Below are 24,215 nucleotides of genomic sequence, written 5' to 3'. Positions count from 1 at the left end.
TGATGAAGGTGTTCCAGAGTTTACTTTTGGGACACCCTCTTTTTTGCTTATTGCATGCCTCAACCCAACAAATCAGTCTATTTGTGCTTATAATCAATAGCCACGTGAGGAAGGGAAGAACGGGACGGGGCGGAGTTTTTGTCACACCTGCCGAGGTGGAGCTTGGAAAAACGGGACATGCTTGTCGTGCAACCTCGACGTTGAAGTTGCTTCCTGAAACTTTTGCGCGACGTACCGTTTTTGCAAGCGGAGCCGGACAGTCCCTACTCCCTCGAGGGTGTGGCAACTGCGCAGCCACGCCCGTTCTTCCCTTCCCCCACCACCATGTTTGCACAAACCAAACCAACTCAAAGCTTCTCCCCAGAAGAACGCCGAATCACAATATCCGGATTCAACACGATCCGCCGGGGCTGGGCAATGGGCACGCCATCAATCCGTTCCATCAGCAGCTGAACAGCGAGTGAGCCAAAATTGTAAGCATGCTGCAGCGCAGAGGTTAATAACGGCTCCGCAACGGCACAATACGGCTCCATCTCGTCGAAGGTCACAATCGCGAGATCTTCGGGCACCCGGATCTGCCTCTCCCGCAAACCACGGACGACCTGTGCCGCGACGAAGTTATTGGCGGTAAAAATAGCAGTAGGCCGGGGAGTGGAGGCGAGCAGGTCATCGAGATACTGGCCGCTGGTCTGTTGATTATACGACGCTTCCTTTACATAATCGTCACGATAATCAATCCCGTTTTGCCGCAGCGTCTCTTTATAGCCCTGAAGCCGCTCGCGGCTCGTAGAGATGGAGAGCGGGCCAGTAACCATGGCGATGTGGCGATGCCCCAGATCAATCAGATGCTGTGTCAGCGCGCGCGCTCCAGCCAGACTGTCTCCGACGATGAGATCGGTATCAATCCCTTTTACTTCCCGGTCAATGCAGACGAGCGGAATGTTGAACTTTTTCAAACGCTCCAAATTCGCCTTCGAGCGGTCGCCGGAAGCGGCCATAATGATTCCATCGACCCGCAGCAGCAAGCACATCTCCGTGTACTCCTGCTCCTTGAGGAAATCGTCGTCGCTGTTGCAAAAAATGACGCGATAGCCGCTTTTCCGGGCCATGTCTTCTGTGCCACGGGCAACGGTGGTGAAGAAGGGGTTCGTGATATCAGGAACAATCAAGGCAAGCGTCATCGATTTTTGCTTCACGAGACTGCGAGCCAGTTGATTGGGGACGTAATTCATTTCCTCCATGACGGCCAGTACCCGTTGTCTGGTCTCTTCCTTGACGTAGCCAGACTGGTTGAGCACCCGGGAGACAGTCATCGGTGATACCTTGGCTCTTTTCGCGACTTCGTTAATATTGGACATGCCGATCCTCCTACCAATCAGGTGGTGCTGTAATGTTAATACTAACATAATATTTTTGATTGTTGGAAAATAAAAAATCCAGATAGAATTTCGAAATAAGAATGATGTCGAAAGAACAATATTGACGGAATTATCTGAAACATGATAGTTTTGTGTTAGCGATAACATATGGCAAAAAGTGGAGGTGTACCTGTTTGGCAACAGCGGAAGTTGGCAAGCTTCGCAACCAGGTTGCAGTCATCACAGGCGGGGGATCCGGGATCGGGAAAGCGTCGGTGGAGCTGTTTGCGCGGGAAGGGGCAAAAGTCATCGCGGCGGATCGCAAACAGGAGGCTCTTCAGGAATTGACCACCCAGCTTGCGAATCAAGGATATGAAGTGATCCCCGTTGTGGCAGATCTTGCAAGCGAGGAGGAGTGCATGCGGGTGATTGATACAGCTCTTCAGTCGTGGGGCAGGATCGATATTCTGTTTAACAATATCGGGATTACGGTCCCGAAAGTGCTGCACGAGACAACGAATGACGATTATCGGCAGCTCATGGATGTGAATGTGAGCAGTGTGTTCTGGTGCTGCAAGCATGCGCTGCCTGCCATGATCAATCAGCGTTCGGGGGTGATTCTGACCACCTCTTCGAAGACGGGGATCGTGGCTCAGCGCGATTCGGCCATCTACTGCACGACCAAGGGGGCATTGATCAGCATGATGCAGGCTGTGGCGCTCGATTATGCCCCTTATGGAATCCGTGCCAACGCGATGTGTCCGGGGATTATCGATACACCGCTGCTCGATTATGCTATCAGCCAAGCGCCGGACCCGGTCCAGTTTCGCCAGTGGAATGAGCAGGCTCAGCCTTTGGGACGATTGGGCACCGCGGATGAATGTGCGCGGGCGGCGCTGTTTCTCTGTTCGGAGGATGCCTCGTTTATCACGGGGGTTGCACTGCCGGTGGATGGCGGTTTCACAGCTCAATAGGGAGGGGGATCGGTTTGCGGGTAGATGCTCATCAGCACTTTTGGCAAATCAGCAGAGGCGACTACGGTTGGCTTACTCCAGACTTGGGGGTGCTGTATCGGGATTATTTGCCGGGGGATCTCGCCCCGCATCTCCAGGAGCGGCAGATTCAGCAGACGATTTTGGTACAGGCGGCTCCGACTCGGGAGGAGACGGATTTTTTGCTGCGATTGTATGAGGAGACTCCCTTTATCGCAGGCGTAGTCGGCTGGCTTGATATGGAATCGCTTTCATTTCCGGAGGAGTTTGCCCGCTATCGGGAGCATCCCGGGTTTGTGGGGCTTCGTCCGATGCTCCAGGATCTTGAGGATGATCGCTGGATCCTGCGGCCGCAGGTCATGAAGCATGTAGAGCTGCTTGTCCAAGCCGATTTTCCGCTCGATCTGCTCGTGTTTCCCCGTCATCTTCCGTACATCAAGGAGCTGCTGCAGTCGTTTCCAAGCCTCCGGGGTGTCATTGATCATGCGGCCAAACCTCCGATCGCGAAAGGATTGCTGGAACCATGGAAAGAATTGCTGGCCGATATCGCCGCACATGAGAGGATCTTGTGCAAGCTGTCCGGTCTGGTAACGGAAGCAGACCATCAGCATTGGACGGTAGCCGATCTGGCGCCATACGTCCAACACGTCATCGAGGTGTTTGGAGCAGATCGGACTCTCTACGGCAGCGATTGGCCGGTATGCTTGCTTGCCGGCAGCTATGGTGAGGTGTTCGAGGCGTTGCAGCAAGCGCTCCCGGCGGCACTGACGGAAGCGGAAAGAGAAGCGATTTTTGGAGGAAATGCCATCCGTTTTTACAAGCTGAAGGGGAAATGAAGGATGAAATGGCAATATGTCATCGAGGAAAACGAAGCGAGGCTGTCCGCTTTGGGTGAACAGGGGTGGGAATTGGTGACTGTTTTGGAGCGTGAAGGCAAGCTGCGTTTTTATTTCAAACGCCCCTGCCCAGATCTGAAAACCCGCATCACCCAGGAGCAGCGTCACGAAGTCTACACGCAGCTGGGATTGGAGGAGAGCACGTGAAAAAGTCCGGAATACTGCATCCCGAGCTGTCCCAGATGGTTGCAAGCCTCGGTCACACGGACTACGTGGTGCTGGCTGACAAGGGGTATCCACTGCCCCGGCATGTGCCGCGGATCAATCTGGGGCTGACGGACGACATTCCTACCATTCTCCAGGTGCTGGCAGTCTTGGAGCAGGAAATGATAATCGATCGGATCATCGTCACCCATGAGATGGCAGAGGTCAGTCTGGAGCGGCTGCAGGAGCTGACGAAGCGGTACCCGGGAGTGCGGATTGAGCGCATCAGCCATCTGGATTTCAAGGAATTGACCACAGAGGCACAGGGCGCGGTCAAGACGGCGGATACATGCCCTTACGCCAATCTGATCGTTGTCTCAGGATAAGGGAAAGCGGGGGATTGCGATGGCTTTGGAAACGTTTGATCGGGAAAGCCCGGCGATCGTGATGCACGAAAAAGACAATGTCTGTACATTGATCAGACCTGTTCAGGCCGGAGAGGAATTGATCATAGACGTGCAGGGGCAGCCTCACACCGTTCTCATCAGACAGGATACGCCGTTTGGGCACAAGATCGCCATCCGGTCCATCCAGGCTGGCGAACACATCTACAAATACGGGGAATCGATCGGGATGGCCAGCGTGGATATTCAGGCGGGCGAGCATGTGCACGTACATAATCTGGAAGGCATACGGGGAAGGGGAGATCGGGCGTGAAGATAAAAGGCTATCGCCGGGCAAACGGAGCATTCGGCATCCGCAACCATCTGCTGCTTCTCCCAACGGTCGTGTGCGCCAACCAGGTAGTGAACCGGATTGCCCAGCAGGTCCCGAGAGCTGTCGCCATTCCTCATCAGCATGGCTGCAGTCAGGTGGGAGCAGACAAGGAGCAGACCCATAAGACCTTGGTCGGGATGGGCAAAAATCCGAATGTGGGCGGAGTGCTCATCGTCAGTCTCGGCTGCGAAGTCATGGACCCGAGACGGATCAAGCGGGAAATCGAGGAAACGGGGAAGCCGGTCATCTGGATGGATATTCAGGATGTCGGCGGATCGGTAAAAGCGATTACCAAAGGGCTGGAACTGGCGCGAAAATTGCTGGCGGACATCGAGCAGACGCCGATAACGGAAACATCGCTGTCCGAAATTGCCGTTGGCGTCAAATGCGGCGGATCGGATGCCACCTCCGGCCTGTGCAGCAACCCGGCTCTCGGGAGGGCGGCCGACCAGATCCTGGAGGCCGGCGGTACCATCGTGATGAGTGAAACGCCGGAAATTATCGGAGCGGAGCATCTGGTGGCGGCTCGCGGGGTCAATGCGGAGGTCAGCCGTCAGATCTATGCAGCCGTAGAGCGCTACGAGCAGGAAATGGCACGGATGGGCGTCGATATGCGGGGAGGCAATCCCAGTCCGGGGAATATCGAAGGGGGCCTGTCCAGCATTGAGGAAAAATCGCTGGGCTGCATCAGCAAGGCGGGAACGAAGCCGCTCCAAGGGGTATTCGGCTATGCGGAGCCCGTTCCGCAAGGCGGTTTTTATTTCATGGATTCACCCGGCAATGACATCGAGTGCGTATCCGGAATGGCGGCGGCAGGGATTCAATTGGTCTGCTTTACGACGGGGCGGGGCACGCCGACGGGCAATCCGATCGTGCCGGTGGTGAAAATCACGGGGAATGAATTCGTGGCGAAAAAGATGGAAGATAACATCGACGTCGATGTGAGCCCGATACTGAAGGGCAAAGAAACGCTCGATCAGGCAGGCCACAAAATTTTGCAGGAGATCATCGAGGTGGCTTCCGGCAAGCTGACAAAGGCGGAAATTCTCGGTCATCAGGAATTCAGCATTAATAGGATTGGCATCAGCCTATAGGGGGAGTGAGCAAAATGAGGTTGCAGGGGAAAGTGGCGCTCATCACCGGCGCCGGCTCGGGGATCGGGAAAAGCACCGCCTTGCTGTTTGCCCAGGAAGGGGCGCGGGTGATCGTCAATGATCGGCAGGAGGAAGCGGGCAAGGAGACGGTTCGGGAAATCGGGGAAAGCGGCGGCGAGGCTCTTTTCCTTCAAGCGGATGTGACCGACGCCGCCCAGGTGGAGCGGATGGTACAACAAGCGCTGGAGCAGTGCGGGCAAATCGATGTGCTGTTCAACAATGCCGGCATCTCGGGAGTCGGTGCGCTGCACGAGACAAGTGAAGAGCTGTGGGACAAAGTGGTCAATGTGAATATCAAGGGAGTATTTCTCCCCAGCAAATCGGTGCTGCCCCACATGATGGAGCGCAGGCAAGGCAGCATCATCAACATGTCCTCCTGCATCGCGGAAATCGGCTTGATGAAAAGAGCGGTCTACTCCGCGACAAAGGGAGCGGTGCTGGCCCTGACGAAATCGATGCAGGTTGACTATGCGCCGTACCAGATCCGGGTTAATGCGCTCTTGCCGGGCACCATTTTGACGCCTTTTGTGGAGGATTATTTGCGCAAGTCGTATGACGACCCGGAGGAAGCGCTGAATCAGCTCCGCAAGCGGCAGTTAAGCGGAGACTTGGGCCGGCCGGAGGATGTGGCCAAAGCGGCGCTGTTCCTCGCCTCAGACGATTCTAGCTTTATGATGGGCTCGCCGCTGTATATCGATGGCGGCGCTGTGTTTGGAAAAATGGCATAGGGAGTGGAGAGAGAAATGAAAATCGTCACCTTTTACAGAGAAGAAAAGCTGCAGGTAGGAGTCAAAACAGAGGCGGGCATCTTGGATGTGGCTCAAGCCAAACAAGACATACCGGGCTTTGAGGATATTGCGGAGACCGTCCACAGCTGGATCGAGACAGCAGAGACGACACTGCCGCGGGTAGAAGCATTGCTGCTGGAAGCGGTCGGAAAAGACCATCTGTTTCACGAGGAGGAGCAAGTCAAGCTGGGACCTTGCGTGCCGCGGCCGGGCAAGATCATCTGCATCGGGTTGAATTACAGAAAGCACGCCGAGGAATCCAAGATGCCGATCCCGCAGTACCCGATCTTGTTCAACAAGTTCGCCAATACCGTTTCCGCGCACAATGATGTGATCGAGCTGCCGGTTACCTCCGAGAAAGTCGATTATGAAGCCGAGCTCGTCATCGTGATCGGGAAAAAGGCGAAGCATGTGGCCAAAGAAGCGGCGCTGGACCATGTGTTTGGCTACTGCAACGTCAATGACCTTTCCGCGCGTGATCTGCAAATGCGCACGCCGCAGTGGCTGCTGGGCAAATCGTGCGACGGCTTCAGTCCATTGGGGCCGTATCTGGTGACGGCAGACGAGGTCGGCAATCCCAATCAACTTGGCATCCGCGCTTACGTGAATGGAGAGCTCAGACAGGATTCCAACACGGCGGATATGATCTTCCATTGCGATGAGATCGTCAGCTATATTTCCAAGCACATGACTTTGGAGCCGGGCGACATCATTATGACCGGGACTCCGGAAGGCGTGATCCTGGGCTATCCCGAGGAAAAGCAGGTGTGGCTGAAGGAAGGCGACGAAGTGACCATTGAGATCGATGGCTTGGGCAGACTGACCAACCGCTTTGTGAACGAGCAGCTCACCTAAGCGTTGGCAAGAAAGGGGAAGGCGGAGAGGGGGAAGCGATGAAAGAGATGCAGGCACTGATTGCGATGGAAGGAATCGAAAAGGTGTTTCCGGGTGTGCACGCGCTGAATCAATGTAGGTTTGAGCTGCTGCCGGGTGAAGTCCATGCGCTTGTCGGAGAAAACGGAGCGGGCAAGTCCACCTTGATGAAAGTGCTGACCGGTGTGTATCAAAAAGATGCGGGCCATATCTACTTCAGTGGAAAAGAGGTGCAAATCCCTCATACCAAAGCAGCTCAAGACCTCGGCATCAGCATGATCCACCAGGAGCTGAATCTGATGCCCGACCTCACAGTTGCCCAGAACATCTTCATTGGCAGAGAACCTCGCCGGGCATTTCCCTTGTTTGTAGATGAAAAACGGATGAATCAGATGGTGCGGGAGCTGCTGGAGCGGATGAACCTCCAGCTCGACCCGCGGGAAAAGGTGGCCGATTTGACGGTCGCCAAGCAACAGATGGTGGAAATCGCGAAAGCGCTCTCATTCGACTCAAAGGTCCTTATCATGGATGAGCCGACAGCGGCCTTGACCGACAATGAAATTGAGGACTTGTTCCGCATCATCGGACAGCTGCGGGAAAGAGGCGTGGGCATCGTTTATATTTCGCATCGGATGGAAGAGCTCAAGCGCATCACCGATCGGCTGACGATCATGCGCGATGGCTGCTACATCGATACGCTTCGGACAAGGGAAGTCACGATCGAGCAGATCATCGCGAAAATGGTGGGCCGCGAGATTGATGCGCAGGCAAGGCCGATGATCCAGCAGGTCAGCAGCGAGACCGTGCTGGAGGTGCGAAATCTGAACAGGGGCAAGGTGCTCAAGCACATTTCGTTTCAACTCAAAAAAGGGGAAATCTTGGGCATATCCGGACTGATGGGAGCGGGACGCACGGAGCTGGCGCGGGCCATTTTTGGCGCAGACCCCATCGACGCGGGTGAGCTGTACATCCACGGCAAGCCCGCCACCATCAAAAGTCCGCATGATGCGGTCAAGCACGGGATTGGCTATCTATCGGAGGACCGCAAGCAATTTGGGCTGATGGTCGAGATGGATGTCAAGACCAATGCCGTGATGCCCTCGCTCCCGCAATTTCGCAGGTGGGCCGGTGTGATGAATGATGCACTTGCCGAGCAGACCGCCAAGCAGGTGACAGAAGCGCTGCAGGTGAAAACGCCGAGCATTCACCAGCAGGTCAAATTTTTGTCTGGCGGCAATCAGCAAAAAGTGGTGATCGCGAAATGGCTGATTCGTGATTGTGACATTCTGATTTTTGACGAACCGACGCGGGGGATCGATGTAGGAGCGAAGACCGAGATCTACCGGCTCCTGAACGAATTGGCCCAGCAGGGGAAATCGATCATCATGATTTCTTCAGAGCTGCCCGAGATCCTGCGGATGAGCCACCGCATCCTCGTCATGTGTGAGGGCAGGATCACGGGTGAGCTGACCCATGAAACCGCCACACAGGAAGCCATCATGACGTATGCCACGATGCGGACCGGTACGTAGATCAGGGGGGTGTGAATCGGGATGAATGTTGTTGTAAACGAAACGGAAAAAAGGCAGCCGCGATCATCCGGGATGCTGCAGCAGCTGTTGGCGTTTGCCAGCTTAATCGTGCTTATCCTCGTATTTTCCTTGCTATCAAGCAATTTCTTTCAATTTTCCAATCTGGTAGGGATCCTGCTCTCGACGGCCGTGATCGGCGTGCTCGCACTTGGAGCAACATTTGTGATCATCACAGGCGGCATCGATCTATCTGTCGGGACGGTCATGACCTTTTCGGCCGTCATGACAGGCACGGTCATCACCTCCTGGGGGCTGCCGATCCCGGTAGGCATTGTCGGCGGGATACTGGCAGGGGCATTGTGCGGGTTGATCAGCGGGGTTGCGATCGCCAAGATGAAAATTCCGCCGTTTATCGCCACTTTGGCGATGATGATGATCACCAAGGGACTCTCACTCGTGATCTCCGGAACAAAGCCGATCTATTTTCTCGACACGCCGGAATTTTCCGAAGTGGCGATGGGCTCGATCCTGAACGCGGTCATTCCAGGCCTGGAAATTCCCAATGCGGTCCTGATTTTGTTCGTCCTGGCGATCCTGGCCAGCATCCTGTTGTCCAAAACGATTGTGGGGCGCTATAACTTCGCGATCGGGAGCAATGAGGAAGCGACGCGCCTTTCCGGGGTGAATGTGGATTTCTGGAAGATGGTCATCTACACCATTACCGGTGTGTTCAGCGGCATCGCCGGCATCCTGATGGCCTCGCGCTTGAATTCCGCACAACCTGCGCTCGGCATGGGCTATGAGCTGGAGGCGATCGCGGCAGTCGTGATTGGCGGCACCTCCTTGAGCGGCGGAAAAGGAACGATTTTAGGGACAGTCATCGGTGCGCTGATCATGAGCGTCTTGACCAATGGCTTGCGGATCTTGTCTGTACCGCAGGAGTGGCAGACCGTAGTAGTGGGTGTGGTCATCCTGTGTGCGGTTTACACCGATATTTTACGCCGCCGGAAGTGAGAGGATCGACCATTTGCTCCAAGGCGGCGCGAATATACCACTCGTAAAAAAAGGGGAGATCAAGGATGAAAAAGTTCATGGGTCTTGTGGCGGTTACGCTCCTGTCCGCAACCATCCTGGGCGCTTGTGGCTCGGCACAGCAATCATCATCTGGTCAATCAAGCATAGCGGGAACAGACGGGAAGGCGTACATTCCGATCATTTCAAAAGGCTTCCAGCACCAATTCTGGCAAGCCGTGAAGTCAGGAGCGGAGAAAGCGGCGGCGGAGCTTAACGTGGAAATCAGCTTCGAGGGGCCGGAGACGGAAGAGCAGGTGGACAAACAGATCGAGATGCTGCAAGCGGCCTTGGATAAAAATGCGAAGGCGATCGGATTTGCCGCACTCGACAGCCAGGCGGCCATTCCGCTCCTGCAAAAAGCCAAGGAAAAAAACATCCCGGTCATCGCGTTTGACTCCGGTGTGGACAGCGACATCCCGCTAGCGACCGCAGCCACGGATAATCAGAAGGCCTCCGCACTGGCAGCAGACAAGATGGCCGAGTTGATCGGCAGCGAAGGGGAAATCGCCATGGTCGTCCATGATCAGACGAGCAAGACGGGTACGGATCGTCGGGATGGCTTCGTGAACCAGATCAAAGAGAAATACCCGAATATCAAGATCGTGGATATCCAGTACAGCGGCGACCCTCTGAAAGCGACCGACTTGGCCAAAACCATCATGCAGGCCCATCCGAATCTAAAAGGCTTGTTCGGCTCCAATGAAGGCGCTGCGATCGGTGTGGTCAATGCCGTGACGGAAATGAAGATGGATGGAAAGCTGGTCGTGATCGGCTTTGACTCGGGCAAGCAGCAAATCGAAGCGATCAAGAGCGGCAAGATGGCGGGCGCGATCACGCAAAACCCTGTGGGCATCGGTTATGAGACAGTGAAAGCGGCCGTTGCCGCGATCAAAGGGGAGAAGGTAGAGAAAAGTATTGATACCGGTTTTTACTGGTACGATAAAACGAACATCGACCAACCCGAAATTCAGGCGGTTCTGTATCAGTAAATTTCGGAATGGCTGCCCTGCTAAAGTCACTGGCAGAGGTGGCTTTTCTTTTTTGGATAACCTGACAGGCTGTTGTCAACTTTCCTATGGTACGCTCTAGTCAGTAAGCAAAGGAAAGGGGCAGTCGCGTATGGAGCTCATCACCATCAACAAAGACAGCTTGAACCTGATCGGAATCAGTGCCCGCACGACGAATCAGCAGGAGTCGTCTGGGCAAGGAAGCATCCCAGCCTTGTGGGGAGCATTCTTTTCGGAGCAAATCACCGGAAAAATTCCGGAAATCGTCCATCCTCATTGGATGTATACGCTTTACAGCCATTATGAGAATGGAGCAGCGGGGGAGTACACGGTGCTCATCGGGCATGAGTCGGAAAAAAGGGACGGGATTCCGGCAGGATTGGCAAGAGTAGAGCTTCCCGCCGCCAAGTATGCCGTGATCACTACCCGTCAAGGACCTGTCAGTGAGGTGGTTCCGGAAGCCTGGATGCAGATCTGGGAGTGGAGTGCGACAGGAAAGCTGCGGCGGACCTTTAGCGGCGATTTTGAACGGTATGATGCCCGCAGCTTTGACCCGCAGCAAGCGGTCGTGGAGATCTTTATTGCCGTAGAGTAAGTTCATACCGGAGGAAAACAGGACGCAACCCGTCAAGGGACAGCGTCCTGTTTTTGCATGTTTATGCATCGTGTTACAAGGAATATGTATCACGTGAATAGTGTGAATTGACAAACTTTTTGAAAAAAAGAATTGATTATTTCTGTATCATGGAATATTATAAGAAAAATTACAAAATTCGACCTATAAATCGAAAAATGGTACGTAAAACGGAAGTCATTAATCATCAATCAGTCATAATTAGGACTCAAATTACTATAATGGTACGAAATGAGGTGTGAAAAATTATGGAAAATGCGTTCCAACGATCGCTCTACTCCGAGCTGGATGATCTCGATTACCAAATCGTCAGTTTCCTCCAGGACAATGCCCGCATTCCGTTTACGCAGATTGCCAAGGAACTGGGCGTAACCGAGAAAACGGTTCGCCTGCGCGTCCAGCAAATGCAGGATGACGGCATGCTCAGCCTGGTCGGAGTAGTCAATCCGATAAAAGCGGGCATCCGGGTGGAAACGATCATTTTTATCGCGGTGTCCAACACGAAGCTGGATGATGTTGTCGCTGAATTGCAGGAGATTCCGGAAGTCCGATTGATTGTACTCACCTCAGGCGAATATCAGCTGATGACCCAAGTATTTACCCGCAACCAGGAAGAGCTGTCCAGCTTCATCATGGACAAGCTGAACAAAATCGATGGCATTACGCGCACCAACGTCATCATGGAGCTGAAAGTGCTCAAGTCTAAGCTCAAATTCATCCGTTGAAACTGCCTTCGGGCTGCTTCAAATAGTTAGAAAATAATACCATCAAAGAGAGAAGAGGGGATCGCATATGTTTTCAAGCAAAGCTCACAAATTACTCGCTGCTTTAGTGCTGGGCAGCGTAGTCGCGCTAGCAGGCTGTGGCGGAGGAGGGCAATCCGCTGCCGATCCGGCAGGTAATACACAGGCAGCTCCGGCAGGCAAGAAGGTTCTGAACATCGGTTTGAAAGCTGACCCGCCAAGCATGGATCCGATGGTATCGACCTCTTTGTACGATCGTCAGGTGCAAAACAGCATCTATGACAAACTGTTCGACATTTCTCCAGATGGCAAGATCGTGCCGATGCTGGTGAACGAATACAAGGTGTCCGAGGACGGGAAAATCTACACCTTCACCCTGAAGGAAGGCATCAAATTCCAGGATGGCACGGATTTCAATGCGGAAGCGGTCAAATTCAACTTTGAACGCAGCCTGGGTGAAAAATCGAAACGCAGAGGGGAACTGAAGCTCATCGAGAAAGTCGAAACCCCTGATGCAAAGACCGTGGTAGTCACGCTGAAATCAGCATTCGCGCCCTTTATCTCCGTGCTGACTGACCGTGCAGGTATGATGGTTTCTCCGGAAGCGGCGAAAAAATACGGGGATGATTACCTGAACCACCCAGTAGGTACAGGGCCATTCGCCTATGTGGAGCATGTAAAAGGCGACCACATCACCCTGAAAAAGAATCCGAACTACTGGAACGGCGAAGTGAAGCTGGACGAGGTCACGTATAAAGTCTTCACCAATACCTCTGCAGCGGTGCAGAATCTCCGCTCCGGCATGGTAGACATCATTGACGAGATTCCGGTGAAAGAAATCCCAACCGTTCAAAAGGATGAAAAGCTTACGGCAATCACCGAGGCAAACATGGGCTACCAAGGAATTTACCTGAACAATACAAAAGAGCCGTTCACCAACCAGTATCTGCGGCAAGCGGTGGACCGAGCGATTGACCGCGAAGCAGTCGTGAAAGTGCTCTTCGATGGCTATGGTTCGCCAGCGTGGTCTCCCTTTGCGCCAGGAAGCATGGCGTACAGCGAGGCGATTGACAAGGCACCAAAACCAGATCCTGCGGTCATCAAGGACCTTTTGGCCAAAGGTGGTAAACCAGGCGGCTTCAGCTTCAAGTTGCAAATCTCTACTACGCCAGCCAACGAACAATTCGGTGCTGTGATCCAAAACATGTTGAAGCAGTACAACATCAATGTAGAGCTGGAAAAAGTCGAATACGGCACAATGCTGGAAAACGGCGACAGCGGCAACTTCGAAGCGCTGCAATTGGGCTGGTCCGGCCGTGTTGATCCAGATCCAAACTTCTATGACTTCGTGGTAACGGACATGCCGAACAACAATGCAAACATCTCTGTACCAGAACTCGATGAAGTGATGAACCAAGCGCGTACCGAGCAGGATGAAGCAAAACGCAAAGAGCTGTACACCAAAGCGATGGAAATCTTGCATGAAAACGCAGGCTACAGCTACATCTACCACAACTACGACAAGTTCGGTGTGTCGAAAAAGGTGACGGGCTTTACGTATGTACCAGACGGCATCATTCGCGTGGCTAAAGTCGACAAGCAGTAATCAGCATGACTACTAACACACTGGGAGAGATGGAACTATGATGTTTATCGTCAAACGTCTGCTCTTAACGATTCCGATTCTTATCCTGGTGTCGATCATGACATTTTCCTTAATTCATATGATCCCGGGCGATCCTGCCCGGGTCATCTTGGGACAAGAGGCGACACCGGAAGCCTACCAGGCGCTGCGCACAGAGCTTGGATTGGATAAGCCCATCGTCGAGCAGTATTTCAGCTGGATGGGAAAAGTGTTAAGCGGAGATTTGGGCATGTCGATTACCGACCATGTGCCCGTCATTGATTTGATCTCGCAAAGGCTGCCTGCCACGATTGAGCTTACCATCGGGACATTTGTGTTTGCCTTGGTGATCGCACTGCCTGCGGGGATCTTGGCAGCGGTGCGCCGCAACACGTGGGTGGATTATACCAGCTCTTTCGCTGCACTCGGCGGCATGAGCATTCCGAATTTCTGGCTGGCCATGATGGTGATCATCTATTTTACCGTAGAAAACAACTGGCTGCCTTCCTCCGGCTATGTTCCGTTTTCGGAAGATCCGAAGGCCAATCTGATGGCGATGATCCTTCCCTGTCTGGCAACGGGTCTGCGGGAATCCGCCGTACTGATGCGGATGCTGCGCTCCTCCCTGTTGGAAGTGATCAACATGGACTTTGTCCGCACTGCCAAAGCAAAAGGGCTGAACGAGGTAAAAACGGTGCTGGGGCATGTGCTACGCAACGCGATGATCCCGGTTGTCACGACCTCTGGCCTGATGATTGCGGGTCTGCTCGGCGGTCTGGTCATCACCGAATCGATCTTTTCGATTCCGGGCTTCGGTCGTCTGATCGTGGAATCCGTCTTCAAGCGTGATTATGTGACGGTGCAAGGAGCCATTCTCGTGTCGGCATTGCTCGTCGTCGTTGTCAACTTACTTGTTGATTTGCTTTATGCGGTGATCGATCCGCGCATCAAAGCGGGTAAGGGGGCGTAAGGTGATATGAAATCTGTTCTGAAATTTTTCCGCACAGGCTTGGGTCTCATCGGGGCGATCATCATTTTGGCACTGGTGCTTACGGCGGCCTTGGCCCCGGTCATCGCTCCGTATGATCCGAATGCTCAGAATTACGAAAAGATCCTGCAAGAACCGAATGCCGAGCATTACTTCGGTACGGATGACCTCGGACGGGATATTTTCTCCCGGGTCGTCTATGGGGCTCAGGTATCGATCAAAGCAGCGATCATTTCCGTCGGCATCGCCATGCTGATCGGGATTCCGATCGGGTTGTTCACCGGCTACTACCGCGGCTTCTGGGATGAATGGGTGGTCATGCGCGTGATCGATGCATTGCAGGCGTTTCCGTTTCTCATTTTGGCGTTGGCGATCTCGGCTGTGCTGGGCAGCGGCTTTGGCAACGCGATGCTGGCGATCGGAATCGGCTTTGCCCCCGCGTTTGTCCGGATTACCCGCGGTCAGGTGCTGACGCTGCGCAACATGGAGTATGTGCACGCGGCCAAATCTGTCGGGGTGAAAGACATGCGCATCATTTTCGGCCATATCCTGCCAAATGCAATGGGACCGATCATCATCCAATCCACCTTGGCGATGGCGACGGGGATCCTGGCAGAGGCTTCCCTTTCCTATCTGGGTCTCGGTGTCCAACCGCCGACACCATCCTGGGGCAGCATGTTGAACCAGGCGCAAACGTTGATGTCCGTAGCACCGTATGCCACATATTATCCCGGCTTGGCGATCTTCGTCGTCGTGCTTGGCTTTAACTTATTAGGGGATGGGCTCCAGCAATTTTTAGATCCGAAAACGAGGAAGTAGAAGGGAGTGGAAGTGGAATGAGTGCCATCTTAGAAGTGAAACAGCTCAGAACGCGATTCAAAAACGACCGCGGAAAAGTGGCAGTCGTCGACGGGGTGGATTTTTCCATCCGTCAGGGCGAGACGCTTGGCGTGGTGGGCGAATCCGGCTGCGGAAAAAGTGTGACCAGTCTCTCCATCATGCGGCTGCTTCCACAAAACGGCTCGTCGGAGGGTCACATTCTCTTTGAAGGGAAAGATTTGCTGGCTCTGTCGGAAAAACAGATGCAGTCGGTGCGCGGAAATGAAATCGCGATGATTTTCCAGGAACCGATGACATCGTTGAATCCGCTGCATACGGTGGGCAAACAGATTGAGGAAGCGGTGTTGCTGCATCGCAGCGTGTCCAAGGAGGATGCGAAAAAGCGCGCCATCGAGATGCTGAAGGCGGTAGGGATGCCGCGTCCCGAGGAAATTTACGGCGAATTTCCCCATCAGCTGTCGGGAGGCATGCGTCAGCGGGTCATGATCGCAATGGCGATGGCCTGTGATCCGAAGCTGATTATCGCGGACGAACCGACTACGGCGCTGGATGTGACCATTCAGGCGCAAATTCTCGAGCTGATGCAAGAGGTAAAAGAGCGTACGGGCACGTCCATCATGCTGATTACGCACGATCTGGGTGTCGTGGCCGAGATGTGTGACCGCGTGATCGTCATGTATGCCGGACAAGTGGTCGAGGAAGCAGACGTAGAAACCTTGTTTGAAGATCCAAAGCATCCCTATACCATCGGGTTGATGAATTCAATTCCCGAGCTGGATGAGGAGCTTGAATATCTGGAGACAATTCCAGGTTCCGTACCGTTGGCGCACCAGATGCCGTCCGGCTGCCGTTTTGCGCCGCGTTGCAGCAAGGTGATGCCGATCTGCCATGAACAAGCGCCGGAGCTGATGGAGCTCGGTGCACAGAAATGCCGCTGCTGGCTGTATGCGAAAGGGGAGGAATAAGATGGAACCATTGTTGCAGGTAAGAGGATTGAAGCAGCACTTCCCGATTCATTCCGGGGCCTTTCGCAAGGTGGTCGGTCATGTGCGCGCGGTGGACGGAATCGATTTGACCGTCTATCCCGGTGAGACCGTGGGCATCGTGGGTGAATCAGGCTGCGGCAAGTCGACAACCGGCCGCACCATCCTCCGATTGGTCGAGCCGACGGCAGGAGAGGTCTTGTTCAACGGCAAGGATCTGGCGAAGCTGAAAAAAGAAGAAATGCGTCAAATGCGCAAAGATATTCAAATGGTGTTTCAGGATCCATACGCGTCGCTCAACCCGCGCAAAACCATCAAGCAAATTTTGCTGGAATCATTGGAAGTGCACGGGATCGGGACGAGCAAGGAACGGCTGAAAACGATCGAGGAGATCATCGAAGTCGTCGGTCTGCAAAAAGAGCATCTGGATCGTCACCCGCATGATTTTTCCGGCGGTCAGCGCCAGCGGATCGGCATTGCCCGCGCATTGGTGCTGAAGCCGAAGCTGATCATCGCGGACGAACCGGTATCCGCCCTGGACGTATCGATTCAGTCGCAAATTTTAAATCTGTTGAAAGATTTGAAAAAGGAATTTGATTTGACCCTGCTGTTTATCTCCCATGACTTGTCTGTCGTCAAGCACTTGTGCGATCGGGTCGCAGTGATGTATCTGGGTCGGATCGTCGAGATTGCCGACAAACGGAAGCTGTTTGAAAACCCGAGCCATCCTTATACGCAGGCATTGCTCTCGGCTGTTCCCAAAGCGAATCCGAAGGCGAAGCGGGAGCGCATCATTTTGACAGGCGACTTGCCAAGCCCGGCGAATCCTCCTAGCGGCTGCACCTTTCACCCGCGCTGCCGCTATGCGACGGAAGCCTGCAAGACGACTGCACCGCAATTGCAGGAGGTTGGCGAAGGGCATATGGTTTCCTGCCATCACTACAAAGAGGTGCTCAGCACGGTCTAATCAAATCGGGCAAATTGCCGCGATTTGCAGCAAGGAGGTTACAACATGATTTATTGGCAGTTATTTCTCGCATTCTTTCGGATCGGTATATTCGGATACGGCGGCGGACCTACCATGATTCCACTGGTTCATGCGGAGGCCGTCAAAAAGTATAAATGGGTGTCGGATGAGGAGTTTGCCGATTACTACGCGCTGGGCAATGCGCTGCCTGGCCCCATCGCAACAAAGATGGCTGCCTATGTCGGCTATCAAGTGAAAGGATGGCTGGGTGCAACCATTGCGATTATCGCTGTATCCATCCCGGTCGTGATCGGTATGATCGCATTGCTGCAATTTTTGACGCAGATGAAGAATCTGGCAGCGGTAAAAGGCATGATCGATGCGATTCAGCCGGTCATCGGTGTGATGATGATCGTCCTCACCTATGAGTTCCTCACCAAAGGCTGGAAGGCAGCAGATAAGAAGAAGACCGGCTTTATCGGGTTGATCATTCTCTCGCTTGTCGCATTGGTGCTCATTGACCTGCATCCAGGCATTCTGGTAGCCATCGTACTGGCTGGCTCATTCATCTATTCGACCTGGAAAGCCAAACAGGTGAAGAAGGAGCAGAAGGGAGGAGGGCTCAGCGCATGATTTACCTGCAGATATTCTGGGCTTTCTTTATCTCCAATATTTTGGGCTATGGGGGAGGTCCTCCGAGCATCCCGCTTATCCAAAATGAAGTTGTCGATCATTACCAGTGGATGACCAATCAGGAGTTTGGCGAAATGTTGGCTGTGGCCAATGCGCTGCCCAGCCCGATTGCCACCAAGCTGGCCGGATACGTCGGGTATGAGGTAGCGGGGGTTCCAGGTGCCATCGTCGGACTGATTGCGACGATTGCTCCTACCGCCATCGCGATGATTCTGCTCTTGGGCTTCATGAACATCTTCCGCAACGCTCCTCAAGTCAAAGCTATGACCCAGTCGGTGCGTCCGATCGTAGCGGTCATGTGCGGTGTGCTTTCCTATCAATTCGTGATGGGATCGATCGAGCAAATCGGAATCATTCATACTCTCGTTTTGGGAATTTTGGCCTTCTTCTTTTTGGAAAAACGCAAGATTCATCCAGCGCTCGTGATTGCCGGCGCCATGTGCTATGGAGTCATTTTTGTCAGCTAAGCGTGAAAAACATAGCAGTAGGAGGTTCATATGATACAGTTCGATGCACAGTCATACCCCTATCCATCCCAGCGGAATGCGACCATTGCGAGAAACGGGATGGTGGCAACCTCGCAACCATTGGCGGCTCAAGCCGGCTTGGACATCCTGAAAAAAGGCGGAAACGCGATTGACGCCGCGATTGCTACCGCAGCTTGCCTGACTGTCGTAGAGCCGACCTCCAACGGGATTGGCGGCGACGCGTTTGCACTCGTGTGGACGAAAGACGGGCTGCACGGGCTGAATGCGAGCGGTCCGGCACCGCAGGGCATTTCCATCGAGGCGGTAAAGGCGGCCGGGCACGAAAAGATGCCTACATACGGCTGGTATCCGGTGACCGTACCGGGCGCTCCCTCGGCGTGGGCTGCTCTTTCCAAACGCTTCGGGAAGCTGCCGCTGGCGGAAGTCCTGCAGCCAGCCATTGATTATGCAGAAAACGGCTTCCCAGTCTCGCCGACGCTAGGCTACTTCTGGGACCTTGCCTATAAAAAATTGAAGAATCAGCTGACGGGACCTGAATTCGCGGAATGGTTCAAGACCTTCGCGCCGGATGGCCGAGCGCCAAAAGTCGGCGAAATGTGGAAATCGCCGGCTCATGCGCGCACACTGCGCAGCATTGCCGAATCCAATGCGGAATCGTTTTACCGCGGGGAGCTGGCAGAAAAGATCGATGCCTTTTCCCGGGAGCACGGCGGATTTTTGCGCAAGGAAGACTTGGCTGCCTATCAGCCTGACTGGGTTGATCCGATCCGTGTGAACTACAAGGGATATGATGTTTGGGAGATTCCGCCGAATGGCCAAGGCTTGGTAGCTTTGCTGGCGCTGAATCTGTTGAAAGGGTTCGAGTTCCCGGCGAAAGATACCGTCGAGACGTACCATAAGCAGATGGAAGCGATGAAGCTGGCATTTGCCGATGGGCTGAAATACATCACCCAGCGCGACAAAATGAATGTGACGGTGGAGCAGCTGCTGTCGGAGCAATACGCAGCACAGCGCCGAGCATTGATCGGAGAGGACGCGCTGCAGCCAGAGCCGGGCGAACCGGCACGCAGCGGCACCGTATATTTGGCAGCAGCAGATGGTGAAGGCAACATGATCTCTTACATCCAGAGCAACTACATGGGCTTCGGCTCCGGCATTGTCATTCCAGACACAGGCATCGCGATGCAAAACCGCGGGCACAACTTCTCGCTCGATCCCGGGCATGATAACCGTCTGGAGCCGGGGAAAAAGACGTATCATACGATCATCCCGGGCTTCCTGACCAAAGACGGAAAGCCGGTCGGACCGTTTGGCGTGATGGGCGGATTCATGCAGCCGCAGGGACACGTGCAGGTAGTCATGAACATGATCGATTTCCATCTCAATCCGCAAGCGGCACTGGATGCACCAAGATGGCAGTGGATCGAAGGCAAAACCGTGGAAGTCGAACCGCATTTCCCAGAGCATATCGCGCTCAGCCTCGCACGCAAAGGGCATGAGATTAAGCGGACGCTCGGCTCCGGCGGATTCGGCCGTGGACAGATCATCGTCCGCGATGAAAATGGCGTGTTGACAGGCGGTACTGATTTCCGGACGGACGGAAGCGTGGCGGCTTGGTGATTGAATGGAAGCAAAAAGAACAATGGCAGACAGGCAGCGGTGAAAAACCGGCTGCCTGTTTTGCTTTCAAGAGTAAAACCGTAGAGGATATCCGGGGTCGATCGTTCTTTTTTCACAGCTTGCGGAAGCAGTCAGTAATGAAATCAATGAATTTTTTTGCTGCCGGGGAAACATTTTTAAAAGATACAGCAGCGATCCCGATTGAGCGGAAATGTTCCTCATGCAAAGGCCGCAAGCATAAATCATAGTGACTCTGTAACAGGATCGTTTCGGGAAGGATGCTGATGCCCAAACCATTCTGAACCATGGACATGATTGCATGGTCGTCTTCCAATTCATATTGGATATTCGGCGAAAGCTTACGTTGAGTAAAAATGCGCCGGACATCAGTATCGCAACCGGCAGCAGGCATGATGAAAGGTAAATCTTTGATTTGTTCCAACCGGATGGATGATTGCGTTCGCAGATCGTGGTTGGCAGCCAGTATGCAGAGCATCCGATCTTTCTTCAACGGTATCACTTCTAATGGTTCTTGAGTGGGCAGATTCACAAAACCAAAATCAACTTCGCCTGTCACGATCCAATTTTCGATTTCACGATAGTTGCCATCCAGCAATTTCGTTTCGATGAGAGGAAACTGATCGCGATATTCCTTCAATATGCTGGGCAACCAGTGAATCGAGACACTGGAGAAGGTACCAATTCTTACTTTGCCGATTTCGAGTCCATTGATGAAAGCTACTTCTTGATACAGCTTTTCATTTAATTTGACGATTTCTTTGAAATGGGGCAACAGACGCTCGCCGTTATCGGTTAGTCTGATACCGGCTCGGCTTCGAGTAAGAAGGGTCACCCCCAATTCCTGCTCCAAGCCGGAAAGAGCGTGACTAATGGCTGATTGAGTAAGGTGCAGCATCTCTCCTGCCTTGGTAAGACTCCCCAATTCCACGACTCGGACAAAGATCTGGTATTTAAGCAAATTCATAATCCGGCACCTGTTTTCATGAAATTTATTCATAGATCATACCACAGATATTCATTTTATTTATTTTGATTTCCTGAATATACTCAAATTAACTTACAACTTTTTAAGGAGGAACTCATGAGCGGAATTGCAAAAACACCTCAAGCACCGTATTTTGCAGTGATTTTTACCTCTGAACTTGCCGATGGAGAACACGGATATAAAGAAATGGCGGACAAAATGGTCGAGCTGGCATCCACCCAAAAAGGCTTTTTGGGCGTAGAAAGCAGTACACGCGATCAAGAGGGGCTCGGCATCACGGTTTCTTACTGGGATTCACTAGAGTCGATTAAAAACTGGAAAGAGAATGCCATGCATAAAGTTGCACAGGAAAAGGGAAAAACGATGTGGTATAAACGATTTGGGCTCAGAGTGTGCAAGGTCGAAAGAGACAATTTTTTTGAAATGTAACGAACCATCTGATGGAAAGCCCAGATGGCAGATTGGGGCGTCTTACATATTGAAGACCTAGGGAGACTGCTTCCTAGGTCTTCTTGCAGTTTCCAATGGGAATTGATTAACGGCTTTGAAATGCAACTTTTAATGAAAGCGCAATATATATCACGCCTACGATTTTACCGCTCCATTTGCCCAGCCCCGAAATCCGCTTTACAACCCTTCCAAGCACAGGGGCGCAGCAGGCGATCAAGGAGGTATAGAGCGCCCCAAGCACGACGAAGATCAAGCCAAGGGTGATGAATTGAAGGAATACGGCTCCGTGCTCCGGATGAACAAACTGCGGCAAAAAGGCCAAAAAGAACAGAGCGGTTTTGGGATTGAGGATTTCCACAAGAATGGCTTGCCCATAGGTCCGCCATGATGTCGTCGCTGGAGAGATCTGTGACAGCTGAGGGGTGGCGGGTTTTTCCAGCAGCGCGCGAATCCCCAGATAGAGCAGATAGGCTGCCCCGGCAAACTTGACGATGTTGAAAGCCAGCGCTGAAGTCATCAAAATGGCGGAAAGTCCAGCTGCTGCAAACAATGTATGAACAAGATCCCCAGTGGCTATCCCCAGACCAGCCATGATGCCGGCATTTCGGCCGCCTTGTACGACACGCGTGATGGTTAGCAGCACGGCTGGGCCCGGTATCAAAAATAAACCGAAAACAATCATGATAAATGCAGACAAGGCAGATACAGTGAACATCCCGACTCCCCCGATTCTTTCCTATATTCGTTATCCCTATTTTACAGGGAAAGGGGAGAATGGAAACGTCTTCGCGTGTTTCTAGCGATTCATTTCCTTCACAAAATGCTGAGCATGCAGGATAAACTCAGCAATGAGCGGAGAAAAGGACTGGGGGTCCCGGACAGCCAGGACAACCTCCCGTGAAATGGTGGGCCGCAAGGGAATGGATTTCACTTTTGGCAGCGCTTCGGGAATGTATAGCTCCGGCAGGATGGTCACACCCACCCACTCTTGCACCATGGAAAGGATGGTCGATACATCCCGTACCTCAAAGGTAATGTTCGGCAAGATGTCGTTTGTATGCAGCAGGCTTTTGACGCAGCCATCCTTGGGCATGATGAAGCATCGGTCCTTGATCTGCTCGAAAGAAAGAGAAGGTTCATCTTTCAGGGAATGGTCCTCCGGCACAAACACCAGCATGCGATCCTGGATCAGCGGAAAGGCATGCAGCGACCGCTCGGGGTTGGTGGTAAAGCCAACATCGACAACGGATTGGGAAAGCCACTGATTGACTTCGGCATACTCTCCTTCGAACAGGACGATCTGCACCTGGGGGAACCGCTTGCGGAAAGATCCGATCAATGCCGGCAAGATCTTATTGGAAACGCTGTGGATGGAACCGATCCGGAGTGTCCCAGTTTCGCGCCCAAGCGCTGCATCCGCTTCCTGCTTCATGCAAGCCGTGATAGACAGAATCTCTCTGGCATGGCAAAGCATTCGCTCGCCAATCCCGGTAAGCGTGATGCCGCTGCGGCTCCGATAAAAGAGAGAGATGCCTAATTCGCTTTCCAGACTTTTGATCATTTGCGAGACCGCTGACTGCGTGAAGCCTAAGACCTCTGCAGCGCGTGTAAAGTTTTTTTCTTCTGCCACCGTGATGAAGACCTGAAGCTGTGACAAGGTCATTTGTTACACCTACTTATCATTAGTAAACGCTAATGAAATATATCAAAATTCATTGTTTTACTAATTGTACCATCCTTTGTACACTCGTGGCAGAGAAAATAACGATTATACAGAGGAGTGGGTTCAACATGCATGCCGACTGGCAACGGATCTGTCATGAGTTTCTGCTGGCAACTGGGTACAAAAAGGGGGACCTGGAACAGGGATGGGCGGCCAAGTACGATTTTTCCAAGCGACCGCCAACTTATTTGAGGCATGAGGACGCGCTTGTCCGCATTCCATTGGGAAAGCCAGAATTCCCTGTCTCTCCCGATGTGTGGGAGGTACTGAACAATCGGCGCTCGAAGCGGAATTTTACAGAGGATCCGCTCAGCTTGAATGAATTGAATCTTCTGTTGTGGGGAACACAAGGCATCACGGCAGACATGGGGGATTACCAGCTGCGAACCAGTCCGTCTGCGGGTGCGCTATATCCCATCGAAACGTATTTGCTGGTTAACAACGTGGAAGGCTTGGACCGCGGATTGTACCATCTCGATGTTCAGGAATGGTGCCTGGAAGCATTGAAGTGGGAGGATGTCGCAGAGGTAGCCTATGCCCATACGGAGGACCAGGAGATGACGCGGCGGGCAGCGGTCAACTTTGTATGGACGGCGGTCGTGGATCGATCGAAAGATAAATACAAGGAGCGCGCCTATCGCTACATCTTTTGGGATGCGGGCCACGTCGCGCAAAACCTGCATATCGCAGGAAATAGCCTCGGACTGGGTGTAACCACAGTGGGACACTGGTATGATAAAGAAATGAACGATTATTTAGGCATTGATGGGGTCAATCACCTGTCCATCCTGATGGCATCGGTAGGAAAGGTGGCTGGAAAGGACTGGCTGTCCGATCGCCGGCCAGCCCCGCGTGACTGAT

At 53.1% G+C, this 24,215-nt stretch carries 27 protein-coding genes; 23 read left to right on the top strand and 4 right to left on the bottom strand.

Annotation, left to right across the window (positions count from 1 at the left end; genetic code table 11):
* Window positions 1-347: 347 nt before the first annotated feature.
* Complete coding sequence (locus EIZ37_RS09535) at window positions 348-1,358, bottom strand: LacI family DNA-binding transcriptional regulator (RefSeq protein WP_134684360.1); 1,011 nt, start codon at window positions 1,356-1,358, stop codon at window positions 348-350.
* Window positions 1,359-1,552: 194 nt separating this feature from the next.
* Between EIZ37_RS09535 and EIZ37_RS09530 the strand changes: the two genes are divergently transcribed.
* From EIZ37_RS09530 to EIZ37_RS09430, 21 genes are all read left to right on the top strand, one after another.
* The gene (locus EIZ37_RS09530; protein WP_167568769.1) at window positions 1,553-2,332 is read left to right on the top strand and encodes an SDR family NAD(P)-dependent oxidoreductase; all 780 of its coding nucleotides are present in this window, start codon (window positions 1,553-1,555) and stop codon (window positions 2,330-2,332) included.
* 14 nt (window positions 2,333-2,346) lie between these two features.
* Window positions 2,347-3,186 (top strand): amidohydrolase family protein, encoded by an 840-nt coding sequence (locus EIZ37_RS09525; protein ID WP_235827934.1) that lies wholly within the window; start codon window positions 2,347-2,349, stop codon window positions 3,184-3,186.
* A gap of 3 nt (window positions 3,187-3,189) precedes the next feature.
* Window positions 3,190-3,393, top strand: a complete 204-nt coding sequence (locus EIZ37_RS09520; RefSeq protein ID WP_134684358.1) for a hypothetical protein — start codon at window positions 3,190-3,192, stop codon at window positions 3,391-3,393.
* Window positions 3,390-3,776, top strand: coding sequence for a D-ribose pyranase (rbsD, locus tag EIZ37_RS09515; protein WP_134684357.1), 387 nt, complete (start codon window positions 3,390-3,392; stop codon window positions 3,774-3,776). Before EIZ37_RS09520 ends, rbsD begins: the two co-directional genes overlap by 4 nt.
* Before the next feature lie 19 nt (window positions 3,777-3,795).
* Window positions 3,796-4,107 carry a UxaA family hydrolase gene (locus tag EIZ37_RS09510; RefSeq protein ID WP_134684356.1) on the top strand — a complete coding sequence of 104 codons (312 nt, stop codon included), beginning with the start codon at window positions 3,796-3,798 and terminating at the stop codon, window positions 4,105-4,107.
* Window positions 4,104-5,261, top strand: a complete 1,158-nt coding sequence (locus tag EIZ37_RS09505; protein WP_134684355.1) for a UxaA family hydrolase — start codon at window positions 4,104-4,106, stop codon at window positions 5,259-5,261. Before EIZ37_RS09510 ends, EIZ37_RS09505 begins: the two co-directional genes overlap by 4 nt.
* A gap of 14 nt (window positions 5,262-5,275) precedes the next feature.
* Window positions 5,276-6,049: an SDR family NAD(P)-dependent oxidoreductase gene (locus EIZ37_RS09500; RefSeq protein WP_134684354.1), complete on the top strand. Its 774-nt coding sequence runs from the start codon at window positions 5,276-5,278 to the stop codon at window positions 6,047-6,049.
* 15 nt (window positions 6,050-6,064) lie between these two features.
* The gene (locus EIZ37_RS09495) at window positions 6,065-6,964 is read left to right on the top strand and encodes a fumarylacetoacetate hydrolase family protein (protein ID WP_134684353.1); all 900 of its coding nucleotides are present in this window, start codon (window positions 6,065-6,067) and stop codon (window positions 6,962-6,964) included.
* Between the two features lie 47 nt (window positions 6,965-7,011).
* Window positions 7,012-8,514, top strand: a complete 1,503-nt coding sequence (locus tag EIZ37_RS09490; RefSeq protein WP_407921130.1) for a sugar ABC transporter ATP-binding protein — start codon at window positions 7,012-7,014, stop codon at window positions 8,512-8,514.
* A 21-nt stretch (window positions 8,515-8,535) separates the two neighbouring features.
* Window positions 8,536-9,528, top strand: a complete 993-nt coding sequence (locus EIZ37_RS09485) for an ABC transporter permease (RefSeq protein WP_134684351.1) — start codon at window positions 8,536-8,538, stop codon at window positions 9,526-9,528.
* 65 nt (window positions 9,529-9,593) lie between these two features.
* Window positions 9,594-10,577, top strand: coding sequence for an ABC transporter substrate-binding protein (locus EIZ37_RS09480; protein ID WP_134684350.1), 984 nt, complete (start codon window positions 9,594-9,596; stop codon window positions 10,575-10,577).
* A 130-nt stretch (window positions 10,578-10,707) separates the two neighbouring features.
* The gene (locus tag EIZ37_RS09475; protein ID WP_134684349.1) at window positions 10,708-11,190 is read left to right on the top strand and encodes a GyrI-like domain-containing protein; all 483 of its coding nucleotides are present in this window, start codon (window positions 10,708-10,710) and stop codon (window positions 11,188-11,190) included.
* Between the two features lie 287 nt (window positions 11,191-11,477).
* Window positions 11,478-11,954 (top strand): Lrp/AsnC family transcriptional regulator, encoded by a 477-nt coding sequence (locus tag EIZ37_RS09470; protein ID WP_134684348.1) that lies wholly within the window; start codon window positions 11,478-11,480, stop codon window positions 11,952-11,954.
* Window positions 11,955-12,021: 67 nt separating this feature from the next.
* Window positions 12,022-13,578, top strand: coding sequence for an ABC transporter substrate-binding protein (locus EIZ37_RS09465; protein ID WP_134684347.1), 1,557 nt, complete (start codon window positions 12,022-12,024; stop codon window positions 13,576-13,578).
* A gap of 37 nt (window positions 13,579-13,615) precedes the next feature.
* The gene (locus tag EIZ37_RS09460; RefSeq protein ID WP_134684346.1) at window positions 13,616-14,566 is read left to right on the top strand and encodes an ABC transporter permease; all 951 of its coding nucleotides are present in this window, start codon (window positions 13,616-13,618) and stop codon (window positions 14,564-14,566) included.
* Window positions 14,567-14,572: 6 nt separating this feature from the next.
* Window positions 14,573-15,403, top strand: coding sequence for an ABC transporter permease (locus EIZ37_RS09455; protein ID WP_134684345.1), 831 nt, complete (start codon window positions 14,573-14,575; stop codon window positions 15,401-15,403).
* 17 nt (window positions 15,404-15,420) lie between these two features.
* A complete protein-coding gene (locus tag EIZ37_RS09450) occupies window positions 15,421-16,389 on the top strand; it encodes an ABC transporter ATP-binding protein (protein WP_134684344.1) in 969 nt (322 codons plus the stop codon).
* 1 nt (window position 16,390) lies between these two features.
* A complete protein-coding gene (locus EIZ37_RS09445; RefSeq protein WP_134684343.1) occupies window positions 16,391-17,374 on the top strand; it encodes an ABC transporter ATP-binding protein in 984 nt (327 codons plus the stop codon).
* A gap of 45 nt (window positions 17,375-17,419) precedes the next feature.
* Window positions 17,420-18,007 (top strand): chromate transporter, encoded by a 588-nt coding sequence (locus tag EIZ37_RS09440; protein WP_134684342.1) that lies wholly within the window; start codon window positions 17,420-17,422, stop codon window positions 18,005-18,007.
* Window positions 18,004-18,534, top strand: coding sequence for a chromate transporter (locus EIZ37_RS09435; protein ID WP_134684341.1), 531 nt, complete (start codon window positions 18,004-18,006; stop codon window positions 18,532-18,534). Before EIZ37_RS09440 ends, EIZ37_RS09435 begins: the two co-directional genes overlap by 4 nt.
* 30 nt (window positions 18,535-18,564) lie before the next feature.
* A complete protein-coding gene (locus EIZ37_RS09430; RefSeq protein WP_134684340.1) occupies window positions 18,565-20,175 on the top strand; it encodes a gamma-glutamyltransferase family protein in 1,611 nt (536 codons plus the stop codon).
* 112 nt (window positions 20,176-20,287) lie between these two features.
* Here EIZ37_RS09430 and EIZ37_RS09425 read toward each other — a convergent pair whose 3' ends face one another.
* Window positions 20,288-21,160: a LysR family transcriptional regulator gene (locus EIZ37_RS09425; RefSeq protein WP_134684339.1), complete on the bottom strand. Its 873-nt coding sequence runs from the start codon at window positions 21,158-21,160 to the stop codon at window positions 20,288-20,290.
* A gap of 117 nt (window positions 21,161-21,277) precedes the next feature.
* Between EIZ37_RS09425 and EIZ37_RS09420 the strand changes: the two genes are divergently transcribed.
* Entirely contained in the window at window positions 21,278-21,610 is a 333-nt protein-coding gene (locus tag EIZ37_RS09420) for an antibiotic biosynthesis monooxygenase family protein (RefSeq protein WP_134684338.1), read from the top strand.
* Between the two features lie 106 nt (window positions 21,611-21,716).
* Here EIZ37_RS09420 and EIZ37_RS09415 read toward each other — a convergent pair whose 3' ends face one another.
* Window positions 21,717-22,346 carry a LysE family translocator gene (locus EIZ37_RS09415; RefSeq protein WP_134684337.1) on the bottom strand — a complete coding sequence of 210 codons (630 nt, stop codon included), beginning with the start codon at window positions 22,344-22,346 and terminating at the stop codon, window positions 21,717-21,719.
* A gap of 81 nt (window positions 22,347-22,427) precedes the next feature.
* Window positions 22,428-23,294, bottom strand: a complete 867-nt coding sequence (locus EIZ37_RS09410; protein WP_134684336.1) for a LysR family transcriptional regulator — start codon at window positions 23,292-23,294, stop codon at window positions 22,428-22,430.
* Between the two features lie 128 nt (window positions 23,295-23,422).
* Between EIZ37_RS09410 and EIZ37_RS09405 the strand changes: the two genes are divergently transcribed.
* Window positions 23,423-24,214 carry a SagB/ThcOx family dehydrogenase gene (locus EIZ37_RS09405; RefSeq protein ID WP_134684335.1) on the top strand — a complete coding sequence of 264 codons (792 nt, stop codon included), beginning with the start codon at window positions 23,423-23,425 and terminating at the stop codon, window positions 24,212-24,214.
* The last annotated feature ends 1 nt before the right edge of the window (window position 24,215 follow it).

The sequence above is a fragment of the Brevibacillus migulae genome (genome assembly GCF_004521915.1).
Taxonomy (GTDB): Bacteria; Bacillota; Bacilli; order Brevibacillales; family Brevibacillaceae; genus Brevibacillus_F; species Brevibacillus_F migulae.
Note: the sequence above shows the minus strand (reverse complement) of the source record. Positions and strands in the feature narration are given on the sequence as shown.